The organism is Agrobacterium sp. A3-95, assembly GCF_053521785.1.
Genome location: NZ_JBNWDR010000002.1, coordinates 664,710 through 683,379, shown reverse-complemented (window position 1 = coordinate 683,379; position 18,670 = coordinate 664,710). Strand labels below are relative to the sequence as shown.

The 18,670-nt window shown below is 58.1% G+C and carries 17 protein-coding genes; 8 read left to right on the top strand and 9 right to left on the bottom strand.

Going from position 1 to position 18,670, the window contains the following annotated elements; all coding sequences use genetic code 11:
- Nucleotides 1-128: 128 nt before the first annotated feature.
- The 4 genes from ACQZ5Y_RS08705 to ACQZ5Y_RS08690 all read left to right on the top strand — a co-directional run bounded on the left by ACQZ5Y_RS08705 (nt 129) and on the right by ACQZ5Y_RS08690 (nt 6,454).
- Nucleotides 129-2,150, top strand: coding sequence for a hypothetical protein (locus ACQZ5Y_RS08705; protein WP_174050482.1), 2,022 nt, complete (start codon nt 129-131; stop codon nt 2,148-2,150).
- Nucleotides 2,151-2,226: 76 nt separating this feature from the next.
- Nucleotides 2,227-4,449: a type I secretion system permease/ATPase gene (locus ACQZ5Y_RS08700; RefSeq protein ID WP_174050498.1), complete on the top strand. Its 2,223-nt coding sequence runs from the start codon at nt 2,227-2,229 to the stop codon at nt 4,447-4,449.
- Nucleotides 4,450-4,457: 8 nt separating this feature from the next.
- The gene (locus ACQZ5Y_RS08695; protein ID WP_065662595.1) at nt 4,458-5,822 is read left to right on the top strand and encodes an HlyD family type I secretion periplasmic adaptor subunit; all 1,365 of its coding nucleotides are present in this window, start codon (nt 4,458-4,460) and stop codon (nt 5,820-5,822) included.
- A gap of 137 nt (nt 5,823-5,959) precedes the next feature.
- The gene (locus tag ACQZ5Y_RS08690; RefSeq protein WP_013761578.1) at nt 5,960-6,454 is read left to right on the top strand and encodes a hypothetical protein; all 495 of its coding nucleotides are present in this window, start codon (nt 5,960-5,962) and stop codon (nt 6,452-6,454) included.
- Between the two features lie 19 nt (nt 6,455-6,473).
- On the opposite strand, the gene ACQZ5Y_RS08685 is transcribed toward ACQZ5Y_RS08690, so the two are convergent.
- The 3 genes from ACQZ5Y_RS08685 to ACQZ5Y_RS08675 form a co-directional block, all read right to left on the bottom strand.
- The gene (locus tag ACQZ5Y_RS08685; protein WP_174050502.1) at nt 6,474-7,742 is read right to left on the bottom strand and encodes an O-antigen ligase family protein; all 1,269 of its coding nucleotides are present in this window, start codon (nt 7,740-7,742) and stop codon (nt 6,474-6,476) included.
- 7 nt (nt 7,743-7,749) lie between these two features.
- Entirely contained in the window at nt 7,750-9,036 is a 1,287-nt protein-coding gene (locus tag ACQZ5Y_RS08680; protein WP_013761580.1) for a polysaccharide biosynthesis/export family protein, read from the bottom strand.
- Between the two features lie 194 nt (nt 9,037-9,230).
- The gene (locus ACQZ5Y_RS08675; protein ID WP_003510909.1) at nt 9,231-9,911 is read right to left on the bottom strand and encodes a sugar transferase; all 681 of its coding nucleotides are present in this window, start codon (nt 9,909-9,911) and stop codon (nt 9,231-9,233) included.
- A gap of 385 nt (nt 9,912-10,296) precedes the next feature.
- Here ACQZ5Y_RS08675 and ACQZ5Y_RS08670 point away from each other — a divergent pair, with 385 nt between their 5' ends.
- Nucleotides 10,297-10,506 carry a hypothetical protein gene (locus tag ACQZ5Y_RS08670; protein WP_141682936.1) on the top strand — a complete coding sequence of 70 codons (210 nt, stop codon included), beginning with the start codon at nt 10,297-10,299 and terminating at the stop codon, nt 10,504-10,506.
- Nucleotides 10,507-10,527: 21 nt separating this feature from the next.
- Here ACQZ5Y_RS08670 and ACQZ5Y_RS08665 read toward each other — a convergent pair whose 3' ends face one another.
- Nucleotides 10,528-11,076, bottom strand: coding sequence for a cupin domain-containing protein (locus ACQZ5Y_RS08665; RefSeq protein WP_003510910.1), 549 nt, complete (start codon nt 11,074-11,076; stop codon nt 10,528-10,530).
- Between the two features lie 146 nt (nt 11,077-11,222).
- Here ACQZ5Y_RS08665 and aptA point away from each other — a divergent pair, with 146 nt between their 5' ends.
- Nucleotides 11,223-12,557, top strand: a complete 1,335-nt coding sequence (gene aptA, locus ACQZ5Y_RS08660) for an omega-aminotransferase AptA (protein ID WP_174050504.1) — start codon at nt 11,223-11,225, stop codon at nt 12,555-12,557.
- A gap of 144 nt (nt 12,558-12,701) precedes the next feature.
- Nucleotides 12,702-14,522 (top strand): HAMP domain-containing methyl-accepting chemotaxis protein, encoded by a 1,821-nt coding sequence (locus ACQZ5Y_RS08655; protein ID WP_065662591.1) that lies wholly within the window; start codon nt 12,702-12,704, stop codon nt 14,520-14,522.
- 110 nt (nt 14,523-14,632) lie between these two features.
- On the opposite strand, the gene ACQZ5Y_RS08650 is transcribed toward ACQZ5Y_RS08655, so the two are convergent.
- From ACQZ5Y_RS08650 to ACQZ5Y_RS08635, 4 genes are all read right to left on the bottom strand, one after another.
- Nucleotides 14,633-15,418, bottom strand: coding sequence for a L,D-transpeptidase (locus ACQZ5Y_RS08650; protein ID WP_174050506.1), 786 nt, complete (start codon nt 15,416-15,418; stop codon nt 14,633-14,635).
- Between the two features lie 19 nt (nt 15,419-15,437).
- Nucleotides 15,438-16,493, bottom strand: a complete 1,056-nt coding sequence (locus ACQZ5Y_RS08645; protein ID WP_162716301.1) for a L,D-transpeptidase family protein — start codon at nt 16,491-16,493, stop codon at nt 15,438-15,440.
- Nucleotides 16,494-16,649: 156 nt separating this feature from the next.
- The gene (locus ACQZ5Y_RS08640) at nt 16,650-17,435 is read right to left on the bottom strand and encodes an SDR family oxidoreductase (protein WP_111800231.1); all 786 of its coding nucleotides are present in this window, start codon (nt 17,433-17,435) and stop codon (nt 16,650-16,652) included.
- Entirely contained in the window at nt 17,432-17,815 is a 384-nt protein-coding gene (locus tag ACQZ5Y_RS08635) for a hypothetical protein (RefSeq protein ID WP_174050508.1), read from the bottom strand. Before ACQZ5Y_RS08635 ends, ACQZ5Y_RS08640 begins: the two co-directional genes overlap by 4 nt.
- Before the next feature lie 97 nt (nt 17,816-17,912).
- On the opposite strand from ACQZ5Y_RS08635, the gene ACQZ5Y_RS08630 reads away from it, so the two are divergent.
- The gene (locus tag ACQZ5Y_RS08630; RefSeq protein ID WP_174050510.1) at nt 17,913-18,488 is read left to right on the top strand and encodes a DNA-3-methyladenine glycosylase; all 576 of its coding nucleotides are present in this window, start codon (nt 17,913-17,915) and stop codon (nt 18,486-18,488) included.
- A 3-nt stretch (nt 18,489-18,491) separates the two neighbouring features.
- On the opposite strand, the gene ACQZ5Y_RS08625 is transcribed toward ACQZ5Y_RS08630, so the two are convergent.
- Nucleotides 18,492-18,650, bottom strand: coding sequence for a hypothetical protein (locus ACQZ5Y_RS08625; RefSeq protein WP_034501930.1), 159 nt, complete (start codon nt 18,648-18,650; stop codon nt 18,492-18,494).
- Nucleotides 18,651-18,670 lie beyond the last annotated feature (20 nt).

Genomic DNA, 18,670 nt, shown 5'->3' with positions numbered 1-18,670 from the left:
CTGCACCGGCATTCGCCGGTGCAGTTTGCGGTTGAAGGACCGGGTTTGCGCGAAGACGAAGCACCGCCTCTTGGACGTGTGCCGCCCGCCGCCCAGGCTCTGCCGCGATGATCAGGGAGGGACCTGCAATGCAAATCGACAGAATTTCAGACATGATTGCGCATTTCATCGGCCTGTTCGACACGGTGATCGAGGAAGCGCGTCTAAGAAGCAACTATGCAGAAGGCACGGCACACGCGAACCAAGACCGGTTGTCGGATGATGACGCGGCAAGACTGCTAGACAAGAACTACGACTTGCAGCTTCAGGATTACGATCCCGGCGTTAAATATCGCGCCGGCTATTACGACTTCGACTATCTGCAACCGCATTTCGCTCGCATGGTCGAACACGACATGCAGCAGCTTGCAAATGCGATACCGGTCGATATGTCAGCCGCGCATTTCCGTTTTCCGGGCAGTGTCTCCTTTGAGCAAGAACGCGAACTGGTGGTGCACACCGGCCCCGGCTCGGTTATCGCCCATGTCACGCAGGTCAACATTCTTCAGGACGACGACTATCTGAACATGACGGACGGCCCCAATGTGGCGCGCGACACCAGTTTCGTGACCCAGCGCACCGTCGAGTTCTATAACGAAGCAGCCGTCTTCACGCCCTTTTCCGTTTTCCAGCGCACCGACAGCTACGACGCGTTGCAGGCGCTCGCCAAATCAGCACATGATTATATCGACCATGCACGCGAAAATGACGTGACGTTCCTTGGAACCGGCGCGGAACAGGATTTCGTTCTCGCCGGCAATGACATCAACGGCCTCTACATCAATGGCTCAATGGCAAGCGAAAAGCCAACGCTCGACGACTTCATGCCGGATCGTGGCATTGCCAAGCCCGCTGAAGAGCCGGAAAAGAGCGATGTTTCGCTGCATGAGGATAGCCCCGCCGGAAACAGCCTCGATGTAGCTGCCGGCGCAAATGTCGTCGCCAACATAGCAACGCTGGTCAATACTGCCGTCATGGCCTCCGTCACCACCGTCATGGGCGATTATCACCAGATCGACGCAATCACCCAGGCCTATGTCTATAGCGACCGCGATGAGGTCGATTCCGTTTTCACGCAGTCCGAAGACCACGACGCAACCGCCGCCTACAATATTGCGACCTTCTCACGCAGTGTCTATCCGGGTGCGGAAAGCGCCGACAGCAGCCAGGATAGTGGTGAAACGCCAATATTTCCCACTGCCTGGCGTGTCAGCGTCCTCGAAGGAGACGTGTCCTTCGTCCACTGGATCGAGCAGTACCAGTTCATCAGCGACAACGACACACTGACGGTTACCTCTTCGGGTGCCAGCGTCAGCTTGCTGAGCGGTGGCAACGCTGCCCTCAACATCGCCAATTTCCTCGGCATCGGCATGCAATACGATCTGGTCATCGTCGGCGGCAATGTGCTGGACATGAACCTCATCAGCCAGATCGCCGTGCTTTACGACAATGACTGGATCCGCGCCAACCCCGACGCGCCTGAGGGTGCCACCGTTCAGTCCGGCAACAACCTGTTGTGGAACGACGCCAGCATCCACAATGTCGGTAGCAACGACCGTTTCGAAACCATGCCGGACTACATGGCGCAGACGGTGAAAGCGATTAACGAGCGTGATCCGAACATGCCGGACGCGCTTGCCCACGATGCCAATTTTGCGGGCTATCAGGGGATCAACGTCCTTTACATCACTGGCAATCTTTATGACGTCAGCATCATCAAACAGGTGAGCGTGCTGGGCGATTCCGACTATGTGACGCAGGCAGCAGCAAAGATTCTCGAAAACAACGAGAACGTCACGATCCATATCGATACCGGCAGCAACGCCGTCATCAATCTCGCGCAGATTATCGATTACGACAGCTTCGGTTCCACCACCTACGTCGCAGGCGGGCTTTATTCGGATGCTATCCTGATACAGGGCGGCATCATCGAAAACGATGCGTCGCAACCGGGTCACCAAGGCCAGCAGCTGGCAAACGAAGTGATCGCGTTTCTGCACGACGATCCCGCCACCATTCAGAATGAATCCGATGGCGTCATCAACGCCGGTCACGACATGTCGTGGTCGAGCGCGCATTCATCCGACGTCATGCAGGCGGTCACTGCATAGGTTTTGACAGGCGGGGAGAAACACCCGCCGCCAAAGCCGCAGAAACCGCGAGATCACCGAGGGGATTAATAAAAAAATGGATCATATTTCAAGAAAAAACATTACCGTCGGGCACTCGCTGGACTTGCCGCTGGATCAGGATGCGGAAGACAGCAAGCTGACTGATGCCTGCATTTCGGCCATAAACGAGGCCGTCGAAAACCTGCGCCATCTGTCCGGCGCGGAACCGAGCGCGAAAGCAGCCCCGCCCTCCCCTGAGATCACACCGGCCCGGCCCCTTCCGCAACATTCCCCATACGCCGAACAACCGCAAATGCGTGACGTTCCGCAGGAAAGGCCAGTGCCGCCGCAGCAAGACCGGCGCCCCGCCTCACCGCCGGAGCCGGAAGCAAAGGTGGACAATACCGAGCTGAAAAGCGCACCCGACCTGCCCTTCGTCAAGACCATCGACAATAATGACGGGCCTATCCGTGAAAACGAGCGCCGTCCGGTGACGGGCGGCGGCGGCAACGGCAAGGAGCCGACGGAGAATGGCGGTGGTGGCGGAGGCGGCGGCGGAAGCCAGAGCGGCTTCCACAAGCGCAGTGAACCCGTCAATTTCGCCGCCAGCCTCGCCAAGGGCATCGCCGCGATACGGCGCAACATGGCGATCGTGATGCTGTTCACCATCGCCATCAACGTTCTGCTGCTTGCCATCCCGCTCTATCTGTTTCAAATCTCGGACCGGGTCCTGACAAGCCGCTCCATGGATACACTCGTCATGCTGACGGTCGCCGTTCTCGGCGCGGTTCTGTTGCAAGCCTTCATGGACGCCATCCGGCGCTTCATCCTGATGCGCACCGCTGTCGAGCTTGAAGTGCAGCTTGGAGCGCCGATCCTGTCGGCAGCGGCCCGTGCCTCCCTGCATGGCAGCGGCAAGGACTACCAGATTCTGCAGGACCTGCAGCAGCTGCGTTCCTTCATTACCTCCGGCACCCTGATCGCCTTTCTCGATGCGCCGTTGATGCCCCTCTTCATCGTGGTGGTTTATCTTGTACATCCGCATCTCGGCATCATCATCATGGTCTGCTGCGCGGTGCTGTTCATCATAGCCTGGCTGAACCAGCGCTTCACCGCCAGACAGTTCGCGGAAGCCTCCGGTTATCTGAGCCGCGCCAATTTCCATCTCGATTCCATGTCGCGCAACTCGCAGATCATCAATGCCATGGCGATGATCCCAGAGGCCGTGAAGATGTGGGGTCGTGAAACAGCCGGATCACTGAAGTCGCATGTGGCGGCGCAGGATCGCAACATCATGTTCTCAGGTGTTTCCAAAGCAGCCCGCATGATCACGCAGGTCGCACTGCTGGGTTGGGGCGCGCATCTGTCTCTCGCAGGCGAACTGACCGGCGGCATGGTGATCGCAGCATCCATCATTTCCGGCCGCGCGCTGGCGCCCATCGAAGGGGCGATCGAGGGTTGGCATCAGTTCAACAAATCTGCAGCCTCCTATAGCCGTATCAAGCAGCTTCTCATCACCTCACCGCTCAATTTCCCGCGTCTGCGCCTGCCCAATCCGGAAGGGCGTCTGGATGTGGAACGTATCCTTTTCGTGCCGCCGCCGCAGAAGAAGGTGATCTTGAACGGCATTTCCTTTTCGCTGAAGAAAGGTGAATCCCTCGCCATCATCGGCAATTCCGGTTCCGGCAAGACGACGCTTGGCAAGATGCTGGTCGGCTCCATCCTTCCCACTTCCGGCAATGTCCGCCTTGACCTCATGGACCTGCGCAACTGGGACCAGCGGCAATTCGGTGAAAGCATCGGTTATCTGCCCCAGGACGTGCAGCTGTTTCCCGGCACCATCAAGGCCAATATCTGTCGCATGCGTGACGATGTTGAAGACCGGCAGATCTACGAGGCGGCTGTGCTCGCTGACGTACACGAGCTGATCGCCGGTTTCCCGCAGGGTTACGAAACCGTGGTTGCCGCCGATGGCGCACCGCTTTCGGGCGGCCAGAAGCAGCGCATCGCGCTTGCCCGCGCCTTCTTCGGTGATCCCAAATTCGTGGTTCTGGACGAACCAAACTCCAACCTTGATACGCAGGGCGAACAGGCGCTGGCAAAAGCCATTCTGCACGCCAAGAAACAGGGCATCACCACCGTCACCATCACCCAGCGACCCGCACTTCTTCAGTGCGTCGACAAGATAATGGTGCTGAAGGACGGATCGGTCGCCATGTTCGGCGAACGGATGGACGTACTGAAGGCTATTTCCGGCAATGGCCGGCAAAGTAGCCAGTCTCCGCAGATCGAGGGTTGAGGATCGTCATGTTCAAGAAAAAAACCGCCGTCGCCGTCGCAGAGGTAAAACCCCAGGGCCAGCTTGAGTGGTACAGCGAAGTGCCACGTTCCATTCGCCTCCACAGTTCAATCGGTCTTGCCGTGCTGCTCGCCTCCTTCGGCGGTTTCGGGTACTGGGCCGGCACTGCACCGCTCTCCGCCGCCATCATTGCCCAGGGCAGCTTTGTCGCCACAGGCAACAACAAGGTCGTGCAGCATCTGGAGGGCGGCATCATCAAGGAAATGATGGTCAGCGAAGGCGACACCGTCAAGGAAGGAGACGTGCTTCTGACGCTCGACAAGACGACGGCACTCGCCAACGAGCGCATGTTCCAGCTGAGACGCCTTCGCCTCGAAACCATCGTCACGCGCCTGCGCGCCGAGGCACAGGGCCAAAAAAGCTTCAAGGTGCCTGACATCGTCATGAAGGAAGCCAGCGATCCTGATATCAAATCCATCATCCAGAGCCAGAACATCGTGTTCCACAGCAAGATCGTGAAGCTCGACGAGCAACTGAATCTCATCGAAAAGAACATCAAGTCGCTGGAGTTTCGTTATGCAGGCTATGAGGGGCAGAAGCAGTCCTTCGACCGTCAACTGGCACTTCTGACCCAGGAGCGTGATTCCAAGGAAAGGCTTGCCAAGGACGGTGTCATCCGCAAGACCGACATGCTGGCGCTGGAGCGCGCCATTGCCGATGCCATGGGCGATATCGCCCGACTGACCGGCGAGATGAACCAGAGCGAGGCTGAAATCGCCAAGTTCAAGCAGGAAGCGGTCATTGCCATCAACGCCAACAAGCAGGCTGCTCTCGACGCGCTCGAAACCGCCGAAGCCGATCTGGACAGCGTGCGCGAGCAGGTGCGCGGTGCCGCTGAAGTGCTGGAACGCACCGTCATCCGCTCCCCCGTCAACGGTACCGTGGTGCGCGCCTATTACCACACGGCAGGCGGCGTCATCACCACCGGCAAGCCGATCATGGAAATCCTGCCCGCCCACGTTCCCCTGATCCTTGAGGCGCAGGTTCTCAGAACCTCCATCGACCAGTTGCATGAGGGCCAGACGGCAGCCATCCGCCTTTCGGCACTGAACCGCCGCACCACGCCTGTTCTGAACGGCAAGGTCTTTTACGTCTCCGCCGATAGCATCGAGGAAAATGCAGGCCTGCAGGTTAAGGACGTCTATATCGTGCGCGTGCAGGTTTCAGACGAGGAGATCGCGAAGGTCCATAATTTCCATCCCGTTCCTGGCATGCCGGCGGATGTCCTGATCCAGACTTCGGAGCGAACCTTCTTCGAATATCTTACCAAGCCTATCTCCGACAGCATGTCCCGAGCATTCAAGGAAAGATGAAGAGATACCGCTTTTCCAGGAAGGTTGGACGGCGGTTTTGCGTCGGGAAAATGCGGAACGCAGAAGGACCTACACTGTCAATCCCGTCCAGATCGGCATAGAATGCCAGTATATGTCTGGTGGAGCGGGAGAACAGCATGGCGGCAATGTCGGATATATTGCTGATGGTCGGCAGGCTGAATTACGTGTGGACCAACACCGAAAGCCTGATGATCTATCTGATCGTCCATCTCCTGAAAGTGGAGAAGGAAGCGGCCATCGTCGTGTTTCTGACGCTCAACACCACGCGCGCGCGCATGGATCTCATCGAGCGTCTGGCAAAACTTCCCTCAACGCCAGCGCCGGATCGCAAGACCATTCTCTCCATCATGGCGCGGCTCAAGAAAGAATCGAAAACGCGCAACAAATACAATCATTGCATCTACTCCTTCGACGAAAAGGGCGAAATTGCCAGCACCCAGCTCATGCGACTGGTGGAGGACGAAACCCAGGTCCGTTACGGCAAGGTAGAACGCATGGACGAGAAAGAAATCGAACACCTCGAGAAATCCATCGCCGACATCGTCTCTGTCAGCAAGGACATGTGGAGTTTCATCCACGCCAGCCCGCACGTCTCATCGGATTACCTCTAGGATCGGGCAGAGCGAATGCTCAGGCTCGCGTCTGTAACCGCACGCCAATCGCGGGATGAGTTTCGCTGTTCTGCGTGGCTTTCGCCGGCAGGCATAGTTTTCCGGCGGCGAAATACAGCAGGAACGAGCCGATCTGGAATGGGAAGATGATATCGATCTCCACGAAGGAGCGGACGACGAACAGCGCGCAGATGGCAAAGAGAATGACGCCCTGCGGATCGCGCTGGCGCATCAGGACCGAGCGCAGATGGCCGAGCAGCGTTCCGTAAAGCACCATGCCGAGCAGAACCATGCCGACGATGCCATTCTCCACCACCGTCTCGATATAGGTGTTGTGAAAATGGAAGCCGCTGCGTCCGGTAATGAAGAAGTCGTTCCACAGGCGCTCGGCATCGGCAAAACCCACCACCCAGAACCCCTGGTAACCAACGCCGAGGATCGGTGTCCGCTTTGCCGCTTCGATGCCCTGCTGCCAGAGATAGGTGCGTCCTGTCAGTGTCGAATCCTTGCCGAAAAGGCCGAGAATGGCATCAAGCAAGCCGAACTGCAGGGACGCGACCACCAGCAATATGCCAATACCGCCGAGTGCGAAAAAGGTCATCTTGCGGTTGGCCGGTGAAAGCATGCCAATCGGGATGAAACCGATGATGAGGGCGACCACCGCCGCCGTGGTAATGGTGGATGTGGCCGATTGCGAAGCAATTAGGCTATAGGCCGATAAGAGTCCGGTGATGCCCGCGATCGGCAGCCAGATACCTCTTTGCTTGAGGATCAGCACGGATGAGACGGCGAAAATGACGCCGAGCGAGGCGTAAAAGCCAAGCTGGTTCTTCGATGAGAAAGCCCCGACAAAACTGTAGGTTCCATCAAGCGCATCGAAAAGGTGGACACCGAACAGCAGCGAATAGAGCAGAATGACGGTGATGCCGATCAACGCCCCACGCGTCAGCGTGCGGATGAAGACCACCCGCATGGCGATAAGTGCACAGACGATATGCGTCATATACTGGATGGAAGCGCGCATGGTGACCGATGCTGCCTCCGACCAGAAGCTCGACAGCACGGTCAGGATGCCGAAGGCGAATATCCACAGATAGCGCGGATAGTTACCCAGCACGCGCCGGTAATTGACCACTACAAGGGGCAGCCACATGCCATAATAGGCCAGAATCGAGATTTGCCCGAAACGCGACGAATAGGCGAAAACGAAGAATGACAGCGCAATCGCCGCCATTCCGTAGACCTCATTGCGTTCGGGATCGATCAGTGCCGATTTGGCGATCCGCATGAAAACCTCACTGCATCAGGATTTCGGACGAGACCTTGATGACGTCGCCTGGCTGAAGCATGGCGTTTTCATCCACCTTCACTTCTTTCGGCTTGCCGTTTTCCTCACGCACCACGACGTAGCTGATTGTCGCGGATTTTCCCGACGGATCGAAACGGATCGCCTCAGCCGATTGTGCGAGCGCCTCCGACATCAATTCCCGGCTTGTACCCAGTTGCAGATTGAGCTTGTCGAGTTCCGCTTCCGTGTCCTGCAATTCCTTGGAGCGCTGTGCCACCCAGTCATTGCGCAGGTTGATTTCATCCTGGGTCGCCTTGTTGATATCCTGCTTGGCACGCAATGACTGCGTGTCGATATCAAGCAGTGCGGCTTCCACCTCCGCTGCACGTTCTTCCGCGGAAATACGCCGTTGCGATAGTGCAAGGCCCTGCTCGTTCAGCCGGTTGACGCGGTCTCGGTCCTCATTGGCAAGCTCGAGCTGGCGGTTTTGCGTTTCCGATTTCTTTTTCAGCGATTCGACTTCGCTTTCCAGAAGCGCATGCAGATCCGTCAGTGCCTTGAGCTGCAAAGTGTAACGCTCGGTGCGCGATTTCATCAGCGCACTTTCGCTGGCGAGAAGCGCGTCGATCTCGGCAATCTTTTCCATCTCCGGCGTCTTGGCGATGACCGTGTCACCCTTGACCTCGGCGATCAACCGCGCCTGACGGGCAAGCAGCCTTGCGCGCTGGTTGTCGTAAACGGCTGCGTCGCCGCGGGCATTTATGAAGTCGCGGGCAAAACGCTGCCCGGCATCGGAGCGCCGCAACCCGCCGGCAAGGCTTACGGCCTTCAACACCGTGAGATTGGCAGCATAGGGATATTCGCCTGGCGTCTGTACATCTCCGCTGAGGAAGATCGGCCGGAACTGGGCAATTTCGACAGAAGCCGACGGCAGGTTGCGAAGGGCGAACTTGCTCTGAAGCTGGGCTCCAATCGCCTCACCGACCTCTGCGGACGTCTTCCCCGCCACATCCAGCTGGCCGATGAAGGGCAGCGACAGCGCGCCGGATGGGCCGACGGAATAATCGCCGTTGATGACATCCCAGTTGCGGATGCTGCCATCGGCCGGCTGCCATTCGGCAACGCGGATGCGCAGCTTGTCGGCGGTGCCAAGCTTGTATTGAGCGCCTTCCGCAGCCATTGCGGAAAGCGGCGCTCCAAATGCGACGGATGCGACAAGCAGAAGGGCGGAGAAAGTGCGTCCGGCGGTTCTTTTTGCAAGCGGACGGCTAGCGACGGCAATAGGACCGTTCATCGGGAAACTCCCTGTTTGCGGATCGCCGCGCGGGCGATCAGGCGATAGAGCAGCCGGACGGTGCCGGCTGCACAGCGCCGCAAAAAGCGGCCATTATGATTTGCACCAATGACGCACCCAAAGACCGGACTTGGGATCCCGGTCAGGGTGCGTGGCAAAACAAAGATCGATAAAGCCAAACTCAATATCGGTTTTCAGTAGCTTCCGCGTGAAAGGCACACGGCGGGAATGGTCTTGACGATGATGAAGACGTCCTGTCGCATCGACCAGTTCTGCACATATTGCGTGTCGAAAGCCACGCGGGTCTTGTAGCTTACGTCATTGCGGCCGCTGATCTGCCAAAGGCCGGTCAGGCCCGGACGGGTGCTGAGGTAATAGGCGGCATCGCTTTCGTAGTAGCTCAGCTCCTCGTCGACGACGGGGCGCGGGCCAACGACGCTCATTTCGCCGCGGATGATGTTGAGAAGCTGCGGCAGCTCATCAAGGCTGAGCTTTCGCAGCACGGCACCAACTGCGGTTACGCGCGGATCATTCTTGAGTTTGCGGGTCGCACGCCATTCCTCGGCGGCCTCCGGATTGGCGGCAAGATATTGCCGCAACATTTCATCACCGTTCATCGCCATCGTCCTGAATTTCAGGCAATGGAAATAGCGGCCATTATGTCCCACACGCCGGTGCCCATAAAAGATCGGGCCGGGATCGGACAATTTCACCAGTGCGGCGATCAACAGAAAAATCGGGCTGAAGATGAGCAGCGCAAGCAGGGCCGATGTCATATCGAAGCTGCGTTTTGCGATGCCCCCGATAGGGAAACTGACATCGAAGTCTTCGGAACTGCTGAGTGTCTGTTCAGCCGATTGGGTCGCGGACTTCATAGAGAGAACTCCATTTATGTTTTGCGATTGGTCGGTGCCCGGAGGCGTGTCTTTCCGTCTAAAAGAGATAACAAGTCTGTGTTCTGAATTTGATGCTAATGGATTTTTTGTAAGGCACATTGCCCCTGACCGTCTATGCGATTTCTTGCGAGAGCGGCCGATCAACGTCAGGGCAATATTAACGGTTGCATAAAAAAGCAACAAATGTGCCGGCGGCCATGTGTTGAGAGCATGGGTGCCGCTCCCGCATGTATTGCGTTTTCGACAACAGATAGTCTTTTCTTATATGTTTCTTGTGACTTAATCAGGTGAGACAGGAACGCCAAGAACAGCCATGCGTCAGGAAGAATATTAAATTTTTTTGCAGCGCAGCAAGATTGTGGCAATGCATATAAAATTTGACATATTAGCCGGGATTTTTTTGCCGGCACGCCAACTTCGCCAAGAAAAAGCGATGGAAAAATTGCAAAAGCGGCGCAAAAGCGGCAAAATAATGGCGGGAACCCGTATCAAAGTTCGGTCGGCTCGTAGAAAATCTCTCCGGCTGGACCATATTATCTCCGGCTGCAACGGTCCGACCACCATTCCGGCGTGACTTTACCCGAAAGCCATAGAATCAGAAGGTGGGTGGTGTGCAGGCGCTGATAACCTCGCACGGCACTGGACCAACGCAGCGGAAGCGGTGCGGCCTGCGGCTTTCGAAATAATAGGCATCCCCCGGACCGAGAACCCGCCGCTCCTCGTCGACCGTCACCTCCAGACGCCCGGAGAGGATGATACCACCCTCTTCTCCATCGTGGACCAGTGGCACCTTGCCGGTATCGGCACCCGGCTGGTAACATTCCTTCAGGATTTGCAGGCTGCGGCCGAAAACATTTTCGCCCACCTGCCGGAAGGATATCGGTCCTTTGCCGATTTCGACAAGTTCATCCGCGCGGTAAAATGCCTTGCGGCTGGTCTCCGGCTCGTAGGCGAAAAATTCGGCAAGGCCGATCGGTATACCGTCGAGAATGCGCTTCAGCGCGCCGACGGACGGGTTGGAGGTGTTGGATTCGATCAGGGAAATCGTCGAATTGGTAACACCAGCACGTCTTGCCAGTTCACGCTGGGAAATATTGTGACGCAGCCGCAAATGGCGCAAACGCCCGCCTATATCCACCGACATGCGTGATCCCCCGTTGCCGTTGTTCGAAATATCGAAAACTACCTTTCCCGCCTATAACATTTTCAATGGCTTGGCCACAGCGAGAAAAGGGCTTGTTCAGCCCGGAAAATAGCTTTCAATCACCGGCACCGAACAGGAGAACCGTTATGGACAACCCCAACCGATCCAACTCCACCTCACTCGACAGCTACTGGATGCCATTCACCGCCAACCGGCAGTTCAAGGCCAATCCCCGCCTGCTGACGAGCGCGGAGGGCATGTATTACACCAGCAATGACGGTCGTCAGGTTCTCGACGGCACAGCTGGCCTGTGGTGCGTCAATGTCGGCCATGGCCGCCACCAGATTGCATCCGCCGTCAAACACCAGCTTTCGACCATGGATTATGCGCCCTCGTTTCAGATGGGCCATCCCGTCGCATTCGAATTCGCCGAGCGGCTGGCGGAAATCGCGCCCGGCCCGGAAGGCGCAAAGCTCGACCGCGTGTTCTACACCGGCTCGGGTTCTGAATCAGTCGATACGGCGCTGAAGATTGCCATCGCCTATCAGCGCGCCATCGGTCAGGGCACCCGCAGCCGTCTGATCGGCCGTGAGCGCGGTTATCACGGCGTCGGTTTCGGCGGCATCTCCGTTGGCGGCCTTGTCAACAACCGCCGTGTTTTTCCGCAAATCCCGGCCGACCACCTGCGTCATACCCACGATTTGGCGAAAAACAGCTTCGTAAAGGGCCAGCCCGAGCATGGTGCCGAACTGGCAGACGATCTGGAACGGCTGGTTGCTCTGCATGGGGCCGAAACAATCGCGGCCTGTATCGTTGAACCGGTAGCCGGCTCCACCGGCGTGCTGGTGCCGCCGAAGGGTTATCTGGAGCGCATGCGGGCCATCTGCGACAAGCACGGCATTCTGTTGATCTTCGATGAGGTTATCACCGGTTTCGGCCGTATGGGCTCGTCCTTTGCCAGCAACTACTTCGGCGTGACGCCTGACATCGTTACCACCGCCAAGGGGCTGACCAACGGCGCAATCCCGATGGGTGCGGTTTTCACCAGCCGCAAGGTGCACGATGCGTTGATGCATGGGCCGGACAACCAGATAGAGCTGTTCCACGGCTATACCTATTCCGGACATCCGGTTGCCTGCGCCGCCGGCATCGCCACGCTCAACATCTACCGCGACGAAGGGCTCTTTACCCGCGCGGCAGAAATGCAGGATGTCTGGCACGACGCCATCCATTCGCTGAAGGGCCTGCCCAATGTCATCGACATACGCACCATCGGCTTCATCGCCGGCATCGAGCTGCAATCGCGTGATGGAGCTATCGGCGCACGCGCCTATGACGTTTTCGTGGATTGCTTCGAGCGCGGTCTGCTCATTCGCGTCACCGGCGATATCATTGCCCTTTCGCCGCCGCTTATCGCCGAAAAATCCCATTTCGACGATATCGTCTCGATCTTGGGCGACGCGCTGAAAAGAGCGGATTAAAAGTATAAATCTCTAATAAATAAAAGGCTGCAATTTCTATTGCAGCCTTTTTTGCATTTATCAATACCGCAACAAAAATAGATCATTTCTTAAGCATATTCTATTAATTTCCCGTAGTATAACCAACCGAGCGGGAATGGCCTCATGGCGTCGATTCAGAAAAAAATCATATTGGCAAGCATTGCAATCTTTTCCATCACCGGAAGCGCGGCGGGGGTCGGTATCTGGGCGACGCATACGCTTAATCGCAATAGTACGGATGTATCGCGGTCCGCCGAGATACTTCACAATCATATGCGAGCCGACATGATGCACGATGCGCTGCGCTCAGACGTGCTGGCAGCCATTCTTTCCACGAATGATACGATGGGCCTGTCGTTCGACGCGGTAAAGGCCGACCTTGCCGAACATGAAGCCACTTTCCTTGAAGCAATGAAGCTAAACAAGGCGCTTACCGAAGGTACGAACGCCAAAGCCGTTATCGAGAGCGTTGAAAAACCGCTTCAGTCCTATCTTGAAAGCGCCAAAACGGTGGTTGGCCTCGTCAAAGCCGATCCGGGCGCGGCGACAAAAATGATTCCGGACTTCATGCGCCAGTTCACCACTCTCGAAACCGCGATGGAAACGGCGAGCGAACAGATCGACGCGCTTTCCGAAGCAACTGTCGCGGAAAGCCAGGAGACGAAGGCGGTAATCGAGCTCGTATTAGAAGGGCTGCTGGTTCTGGCGACACTCTTCTGCGTAGGCCTCTTTATCCTCACCCGCAAAACGGTAACGGGTCCAATCCTGCGCCTGTCGAAGACAATGGAAATCCTTGCCAGCGGCGACACGTCACAACCTCCTTCCGGCATGGACCGGAAGGATGAGATCGGCTCCATGTCCGCCGCGGTCGAAATATTCCGGCAGGCGGCGATTGCCAATCGGGCGCTCGAAGAACAGGCAGCAGCAGCCAGACTGCAGGCAGAAGCCGATCAGGCGGCCGCGCGACAGCAAGCGGAGGACGATGCGTCTGAGCGGCTGCGCATCGCCACTTCCGGCCTTGCGACAGGACTGAAGCGGCTGGCATCGGGCGATCTGGCCTTTCAGCTCGATCAGGCCTTTGCCCCTCAATTCGAGGCCTTGCGTCACGATTTCAACAGCTCAGTGCGTCAACTCGGCGAAACGCTGTTCGCCATTTCCGATGGCATCAGCACGATTGACGGCAGCAGCCGGGAAATCGCCGCAGGTGCCGGCGATCTTTCCCGCCGCACGGAAAATCAGGCAGCGTCTCTGGAACAGACCGCAGCAGCGCTCGATGAAATCACGGTCAATGTTTCAAACGCCAACAAGCGTGCCGCCGAAGCGCGGCTCGCCGCCACCGATGCCAACCACAGCGCACTGAAATCTGTGGAGGTTGTCAGCCATGCGGAAGAGGCGATGCGCCGCATCGAAACCTCGTCCCGGCAGATCACCGGCATCGTCGGCGCCATAGACGAGATCGCCTTCCAGACAAATCTTCTGGCGTTGAATGCAGGCGTGGAAGCCGCGCGCGCCGGTGAAGCCGGCAAGGGATTTGCGGTAGTGGCGCAGGAAGTTCGCGATCTCGCCCAGCGCGCAGCAAAGGCCGCAAGCGAAATCCGCGATCATATCCGGCAATCCTCGACGGAAGTGGAAAGCGGCGTGAAACTGGTTCTCGACACCGGCACGGCGCTGAAGGAGATCGGCGAGCGTATCGCCGGGATCGATCGCCATATGAACGCCATCGCCACATCGGCGACCGAACAATCGACCGGTCTTGCCGAAATCAACGCGGCGGTAAACTCCATGGATCACGCCACCCAGCAAAATGCTGCCATGGTGGAACAATCCACTGCGGCTTCTGCAATGCTCGCCGCCGAAACGGCAAAGCTGCGCTCGCTTGTATCGCGGTTCCGTCTGGAAATGGAAAGTGCCGGTAGCCGCGACGTTACCCGTCGCGTTGCCTGAGGTCGCTGCCGCAGATCGAGCCGGCAGCAGCAGTATCGAAGCGCTGTGATTGCGCCTTCATTCAATAGCCATTTCCAGCCGCCCTCTCAGGCGGCTGGAAATTTTGTCTATCAATAGGTCTGCATTGGTTGCGACAGGCCGTCGCCGACCACGCCGCCGGCATACTGCGCCACGGGCACGCCCGCCTGCCCGATAGGAACACCCTGCTGTGCCGGCCCGAGCGCCGTCACCACAATCGGCGTACCATCAGGCACACGGTTATAGAGGTCGACAATATCCTGGTTCAGCAGACGCACGCAGCCGGAGGAAACCGACTTACCGATCGTCCACCATTCCGGCGAGCCGTGCAGACGGTAGATCGTGTCCTTGCCGTCCTTGAAGATATAAAGTGCACGCGCACCGAGCGGGTTCTTGAGGCCTGGCTCCATGCCGCCATTGCGGCCGCTATAGGGTTCCAGCTCAGGCTGGCGGGCAATCATCTCGTCGGGCGGCGTCCAGCGCGGCCATTGACGCTTGTACTGGATAACGCCGCGTCCGGCCCATTCGAAGCCCGCGCGGCCGAGACCGACGCCATAACGCATGGCCTGGTTGTTCTCGTAGGTGAGATAAAGGAAATGGTTGGCGGTATCGACCACAATGATGCCGGGACGCTCACCGGTGGGATTTTCCACCATTTGACGCAGGAACTGGCGCGGGATCCGCTTGTAGGGAATTTCCGGCAACGGAAACTGCTCGTCGGGCTTCGGACCGTACATCAAGGCATACATCGGGTCGTCGGCGGGGGCTGTTGGCCGTGTGGCCTCACGCGCGGTGGTGTTGCAGCCTGCAAGGCCGGCCAGCGCCAATCCGCCCGCTCCAAGCAGGAAACCTCGCCGGGTCGTTGTCGTGTCGTTCAATTGAAAAACCTCATCTGCGTCATCTTGCGCTGGCAAAGGGATCTGCCAGCGCCGCCTCGGGGCGGCTTATAGGGTACTTCGTGCCGGAGACCTGCGATGCCATGGCCTTTGCGCCACTGGATTTCAGGATGGCACGGAAGCTCGGGTGCATGCCGCCGTCTACATACGAGCTGACCGGGGCAGAAGTTCCCTCGTTCATCGCGGCGGCAAATTTCTGTTGCTCTTCGGCCATTTTCGACGCCACCAAGGGGTCCGGCTGGTTTATCGCAGGTGGGCAGGCCGCCAGCGGATCGGCAGGCTCACCGCCGGCAAATTCGCTGTTAAAAACGTATCGCCGGCCGCAAACGGAAACCTTTGGCTGGCGGCGCGTTACCTCGAAATAGTCATAGCCTTCCTTGAGCGTCTTCCAGAAGGGCATATTGGGATCGTCCCGATTCGCCACCATGTTTCGGGCGCTCATGCGGAAGGGATAGGCCTGAACCTGAAAGCGGTCCTGCCCGCCTTGCAGTGCGCGCGCCACGACCGCATAAATCTCGCCGACCTGTTGATCGGTCATCGCGTAACAGCCCGACGAAGAACAGGCACCATGCACCATCAACGCTTCGCCGGTGTAACCAAGCGCCGATTCCAGCCGGTTGGGATAGCCGAGATTGAAGGAGACGTAATATTGCGAATTGGGGTTCAGCATGCCTGCGGAGACATGATAAAACCCTTCCGGCGCCTGCCGGTCGCCCGTCTTCGTCTTCGGGCCAAGTTTTCCGGACCAGCGGCACATGGGATAGGTCTTGAGCAGCGCATAATTACCGGTCTTGTCGATCTTCCAGACCTCAAGCTCGCTTTCCTGCTTGAAAATGCGAACGAGAACCGGGCTTTCCGGGCGCATGCTCTTGGCAGACATCTGCGCCATCATCTTGGATGACAGCTTCGGCGGGTCCTTTTTAACGCTGTCGAGACCCATGGAGGTGCACGCGGCGAGACCGCTGCCGATCGCGACGACCGCAGCTATTCTCATTCCCGCTTTTACCCTGCGCCGCAGCCCCGCACTTGCGAAGTTCAGCAATGCATTCATACCCATGGATCGTTCTGCCCGCCCGATTTGCCCGCCTTTGTGGCAGAGGCTTAACTAGCGAAGGTGGCCATATGGCGGCAACCTCCCGCAAGGACAAAGTCTCGTGAACAGACGTTACCCATTCGTTAATCATACGCACACAAGCCTGTGATGGAACTGCCGCTACCGAAGAAGCCCCTGCCCGCCATCGATCCATACCGGCGTTCCGGTGATATGGCGCGACTGGTCCGATGCCAGAAAACCGATCAATGCAGCAACATCCTCGCTCGTCCCTGCAACCCCGCCGGTGACCGGAATGTCACCCGCCGGGAAACGGACTGGCACTTCGGTCCTGTCGCGCCCGCGTATGTCCGTATTTTCATCAATCGCCGTTTCAATTTCGCCCGGACACACCGCGTTGACACGGATGCGATGACGCCCGAGCTCCAGCGCCAGTTGCTGGGCCATGGCAAGCTGCCCGGCCTTCGTCACCGAATAGGCGGTAGCGCCCGGCGAGTTGAAAGTGCGTGTGCCGTTGATGGAAGAGACGATGATGATGGAGCCGCCACCTGCCGCCTTCAGATGCGGCACACTGGCATGGATAGTGAGATAGGTGCCTCGCAGGTTGATGCGGATCGTATCGTCCCACTCCGAAGGCGTCAGCTCGTCAATCGGTGCCCAGACGCCGTTGACGCCCGCATTGGCCACCACGACATCCAGACGGCCGAAAGCATCCACAAGCTCTGCTACGGAGTGTCGCATGACTGCCTCTTCCGCCACATCGGCGACGAGGACCTTAGAAGCGCCGGATAAGGCGGAAATCTCATTTTTCACCGCCTGCAATTCAGATTCGGTACGGCCGAGAAGGCCTACGGAAAAGCCTTCCGCAGCCAGATGAAGGGCAGCAGCCCGGCCAATGCCGGAGCCAGCGCCGGTGACGAGGGCGACTTTACCAGTGGCCAAGGTCAAAGCCCTCCTTTTCTAGACGCGATCGAGGTGACCGTTGCCGAGACGGGGTCGCTCGCCGGAAAACTGTCTTCCAGCCCCTCTTCCAGTTCCTCTTCAAGAATGTCACGATCCTTCGATGTGCGGGCGCTCGCCTGACCGTGCGGGACTTCATCCTGCGCCGTGCCGAGAGCGGAAAACTGCGACGGCGCATCGGCGCCTTGACGCGTTCCGAATGCCGTCAGCTGAACCATCACCGCGCTCGCGCGTTTGATGGCCTCCGCATCGTCGATGCCATCAAGACCGTCGGCAAGGCGGACCGAGACCTGATCGCCGTCGCCGCCGACAAATTCCACGGAAATCACTCCGCTATCCCGTTTTACATAGGTCGTAGAAAGTTGCATGACATGCCCTCCGATTTGAAAAAGCATCGGCGTAATCCGATGCGACAACACACTGAAACCTGAATTCACAACGATGGCAGAGCAGAAGGGGTTCCAGATGGATCAGGCCTTGGGCCCGGAAATGCAGGAGCGCTTCTTTCAGCGCGATCCCGTTGACGTTGCCCGCGCCCTCATCGGCGTGGAATTGCGCGTTGGCAATACAGGCGGCATCATCGTGGAAACCGAAGCCTACCATCCTGATGATCCGGCATCCCATAGTTTCAATGGGCAGACCCCGCGCACCAAGGCGATGTTCGGCCCGGCCGGCCATCTCTATGTCTACCGGTCCTACGGCATTCACTGGTGCGCAAACTTCGTATGCGCTCCGGGCTCCGCCGTGCTTCTGCGCGCCATCGAACCCCTCACCGGCATAGACATGATGAAACTGCGGAGAGGAACTGACAAACTGAAACTGTTATGTTCCGGCCCCGGCAGGCTTTGTCAGGCCTTGGCCATTACCGGAGAAATGGACGGAGCACCGCTGGACCGCCCGCCGTTTTTCCTCCGTCTGCCAAAGGAGGCCGCTGCCGTTACCAGCGGCAGACGCATCGGCATAAGCCGCGCGCAGGATTATCCGTGGCGGTTCGGACTTGAAGGCTCGGCCTTCCTCAGCAGGAAATTCGAACAGGCCTGAAACCTACAAGACCTTGGGCGGTCCGTCGTTTTCATCTGGATTGGGGGTTGGCGCCTCGTCCGGCAGCCTGTCGGGCTCCGGCTCTTTGACCGGCGGTATATCCGGCTGTGGCGGCACCGGCATTGGCGGGTCTGGATAGGGTTCAACGGGAACAGTTGGCATTGCAGCTCCTGGATATAAGC

Bases quoted from the DNA above. Each gene is read 5' to 3' on its own strand.
- ACQZ5Y_RS08635 (WP_174050508.1), bottom strand. From the start codon at position 17,815: ATGCAACTTTCTACGACCTATGTAAAACGGGATAGCGGAGTGATTTCC.
- ACQZ5Y_RS08625 (WP_034501930.1), bottom strand. From the start codon at position 18,650: ATGCCAACTGTTCCCGTTGAACCCTATCCAGACCCGCCAATGCCGGTG.
- ACQZ5Y_RS08705 (WP_174050482.1), top strand. From the start codon at position 129: ATGCAAATCGACAGAATTTCAGACATGATTGCGCATTTCATCGGCCTG.
- ACQZ5Y_RS08655 (WP_065662591.1), top strand. From the start codon at position 12,702: ATGGCGTCGATTCAGAAAAAAATCATATTGGCAAGCATTGCAATCTTT.
- ACQZ5Y_RS08695 (WP_065662595.1), top strand. From the start codon at position 4,458: ATGTTCAAGAAAAAAACCGCCGTCGCCGTCGCAGAGGTAAAACCCCAG.
- ACQZ5Y_RS08700 (WP_174050498.1), top strand. From the start codon at position 2,227: ATGGATCATATTTCAAGAAAAAACATTACCGTCGGGCACTCGCTGGAC.
- ACQZ5Y_RS08630 (WP_174050510.1), top strand. From the start codon at position 17,913: ATGGATCAGGCCTTGGGCCCGGAAATGCAGGAGCGCTTCTTTCAGCGC.
- ACQZ5Y_RS08670 (WP_141682936.1), top strand. From the start codon at position 10,297: ATGCATATAAAATTTGACATATTAGCCGGGATTTTTTTGCCGGCACGC.
- ACQZ5Y_RS08690 (WP_013761578.1), top strand. From the start codon at position 5,960: ATGGCGGCAATGTCGGATATATTGCTGATGGTCGGCAGGCTGAATTAC.
- ACQZ5Y_RS08685 (WP_174050502.1), bottom strand. From the start codon at position 7,742: ATGCGGATCGCCAAATCGGCACTGATCGATCCCGAACGCAATGAGGTC.
- ACQZ5Y_RS08680 (WP_013761580.1), bottom strand. From the start codon at position 9,036: ATGAACGGTCCTATTGCCGTCGCTAGCCGTCCGCTTGCAAAAAGAACC.
- aptA (WP_174050504.1), top strand. From the start codon at position 11,223: ATGGACAACCCCAACCGATCCAACTCCACCTCACTCGACAGCTACTGG.
- ACQZ5Y_RS08675 (WP_003510909.1), bottom strand. From the start codon at position 9,911: ATGAAGTCCGCGACCCAATCGGCTGAACAGACACTCAGCAGTTCCGAA.
- ACQZ5Y_RS08645 (WP_162716301.1), bottom strand. From the start codon at position 16,493: ATGGGTATGAATGCATTGCTGAACTTCGCAAGTGCGGGGCTGCGGCGC.
- ACQZ5Y_RS08665 (WP_003510910.1), bottom strand. From the start codon at position 11,076: ATGTCGGTGGATATAGGCGGGCGTTTGCGCCATTTGCGGCTGCGTCAC.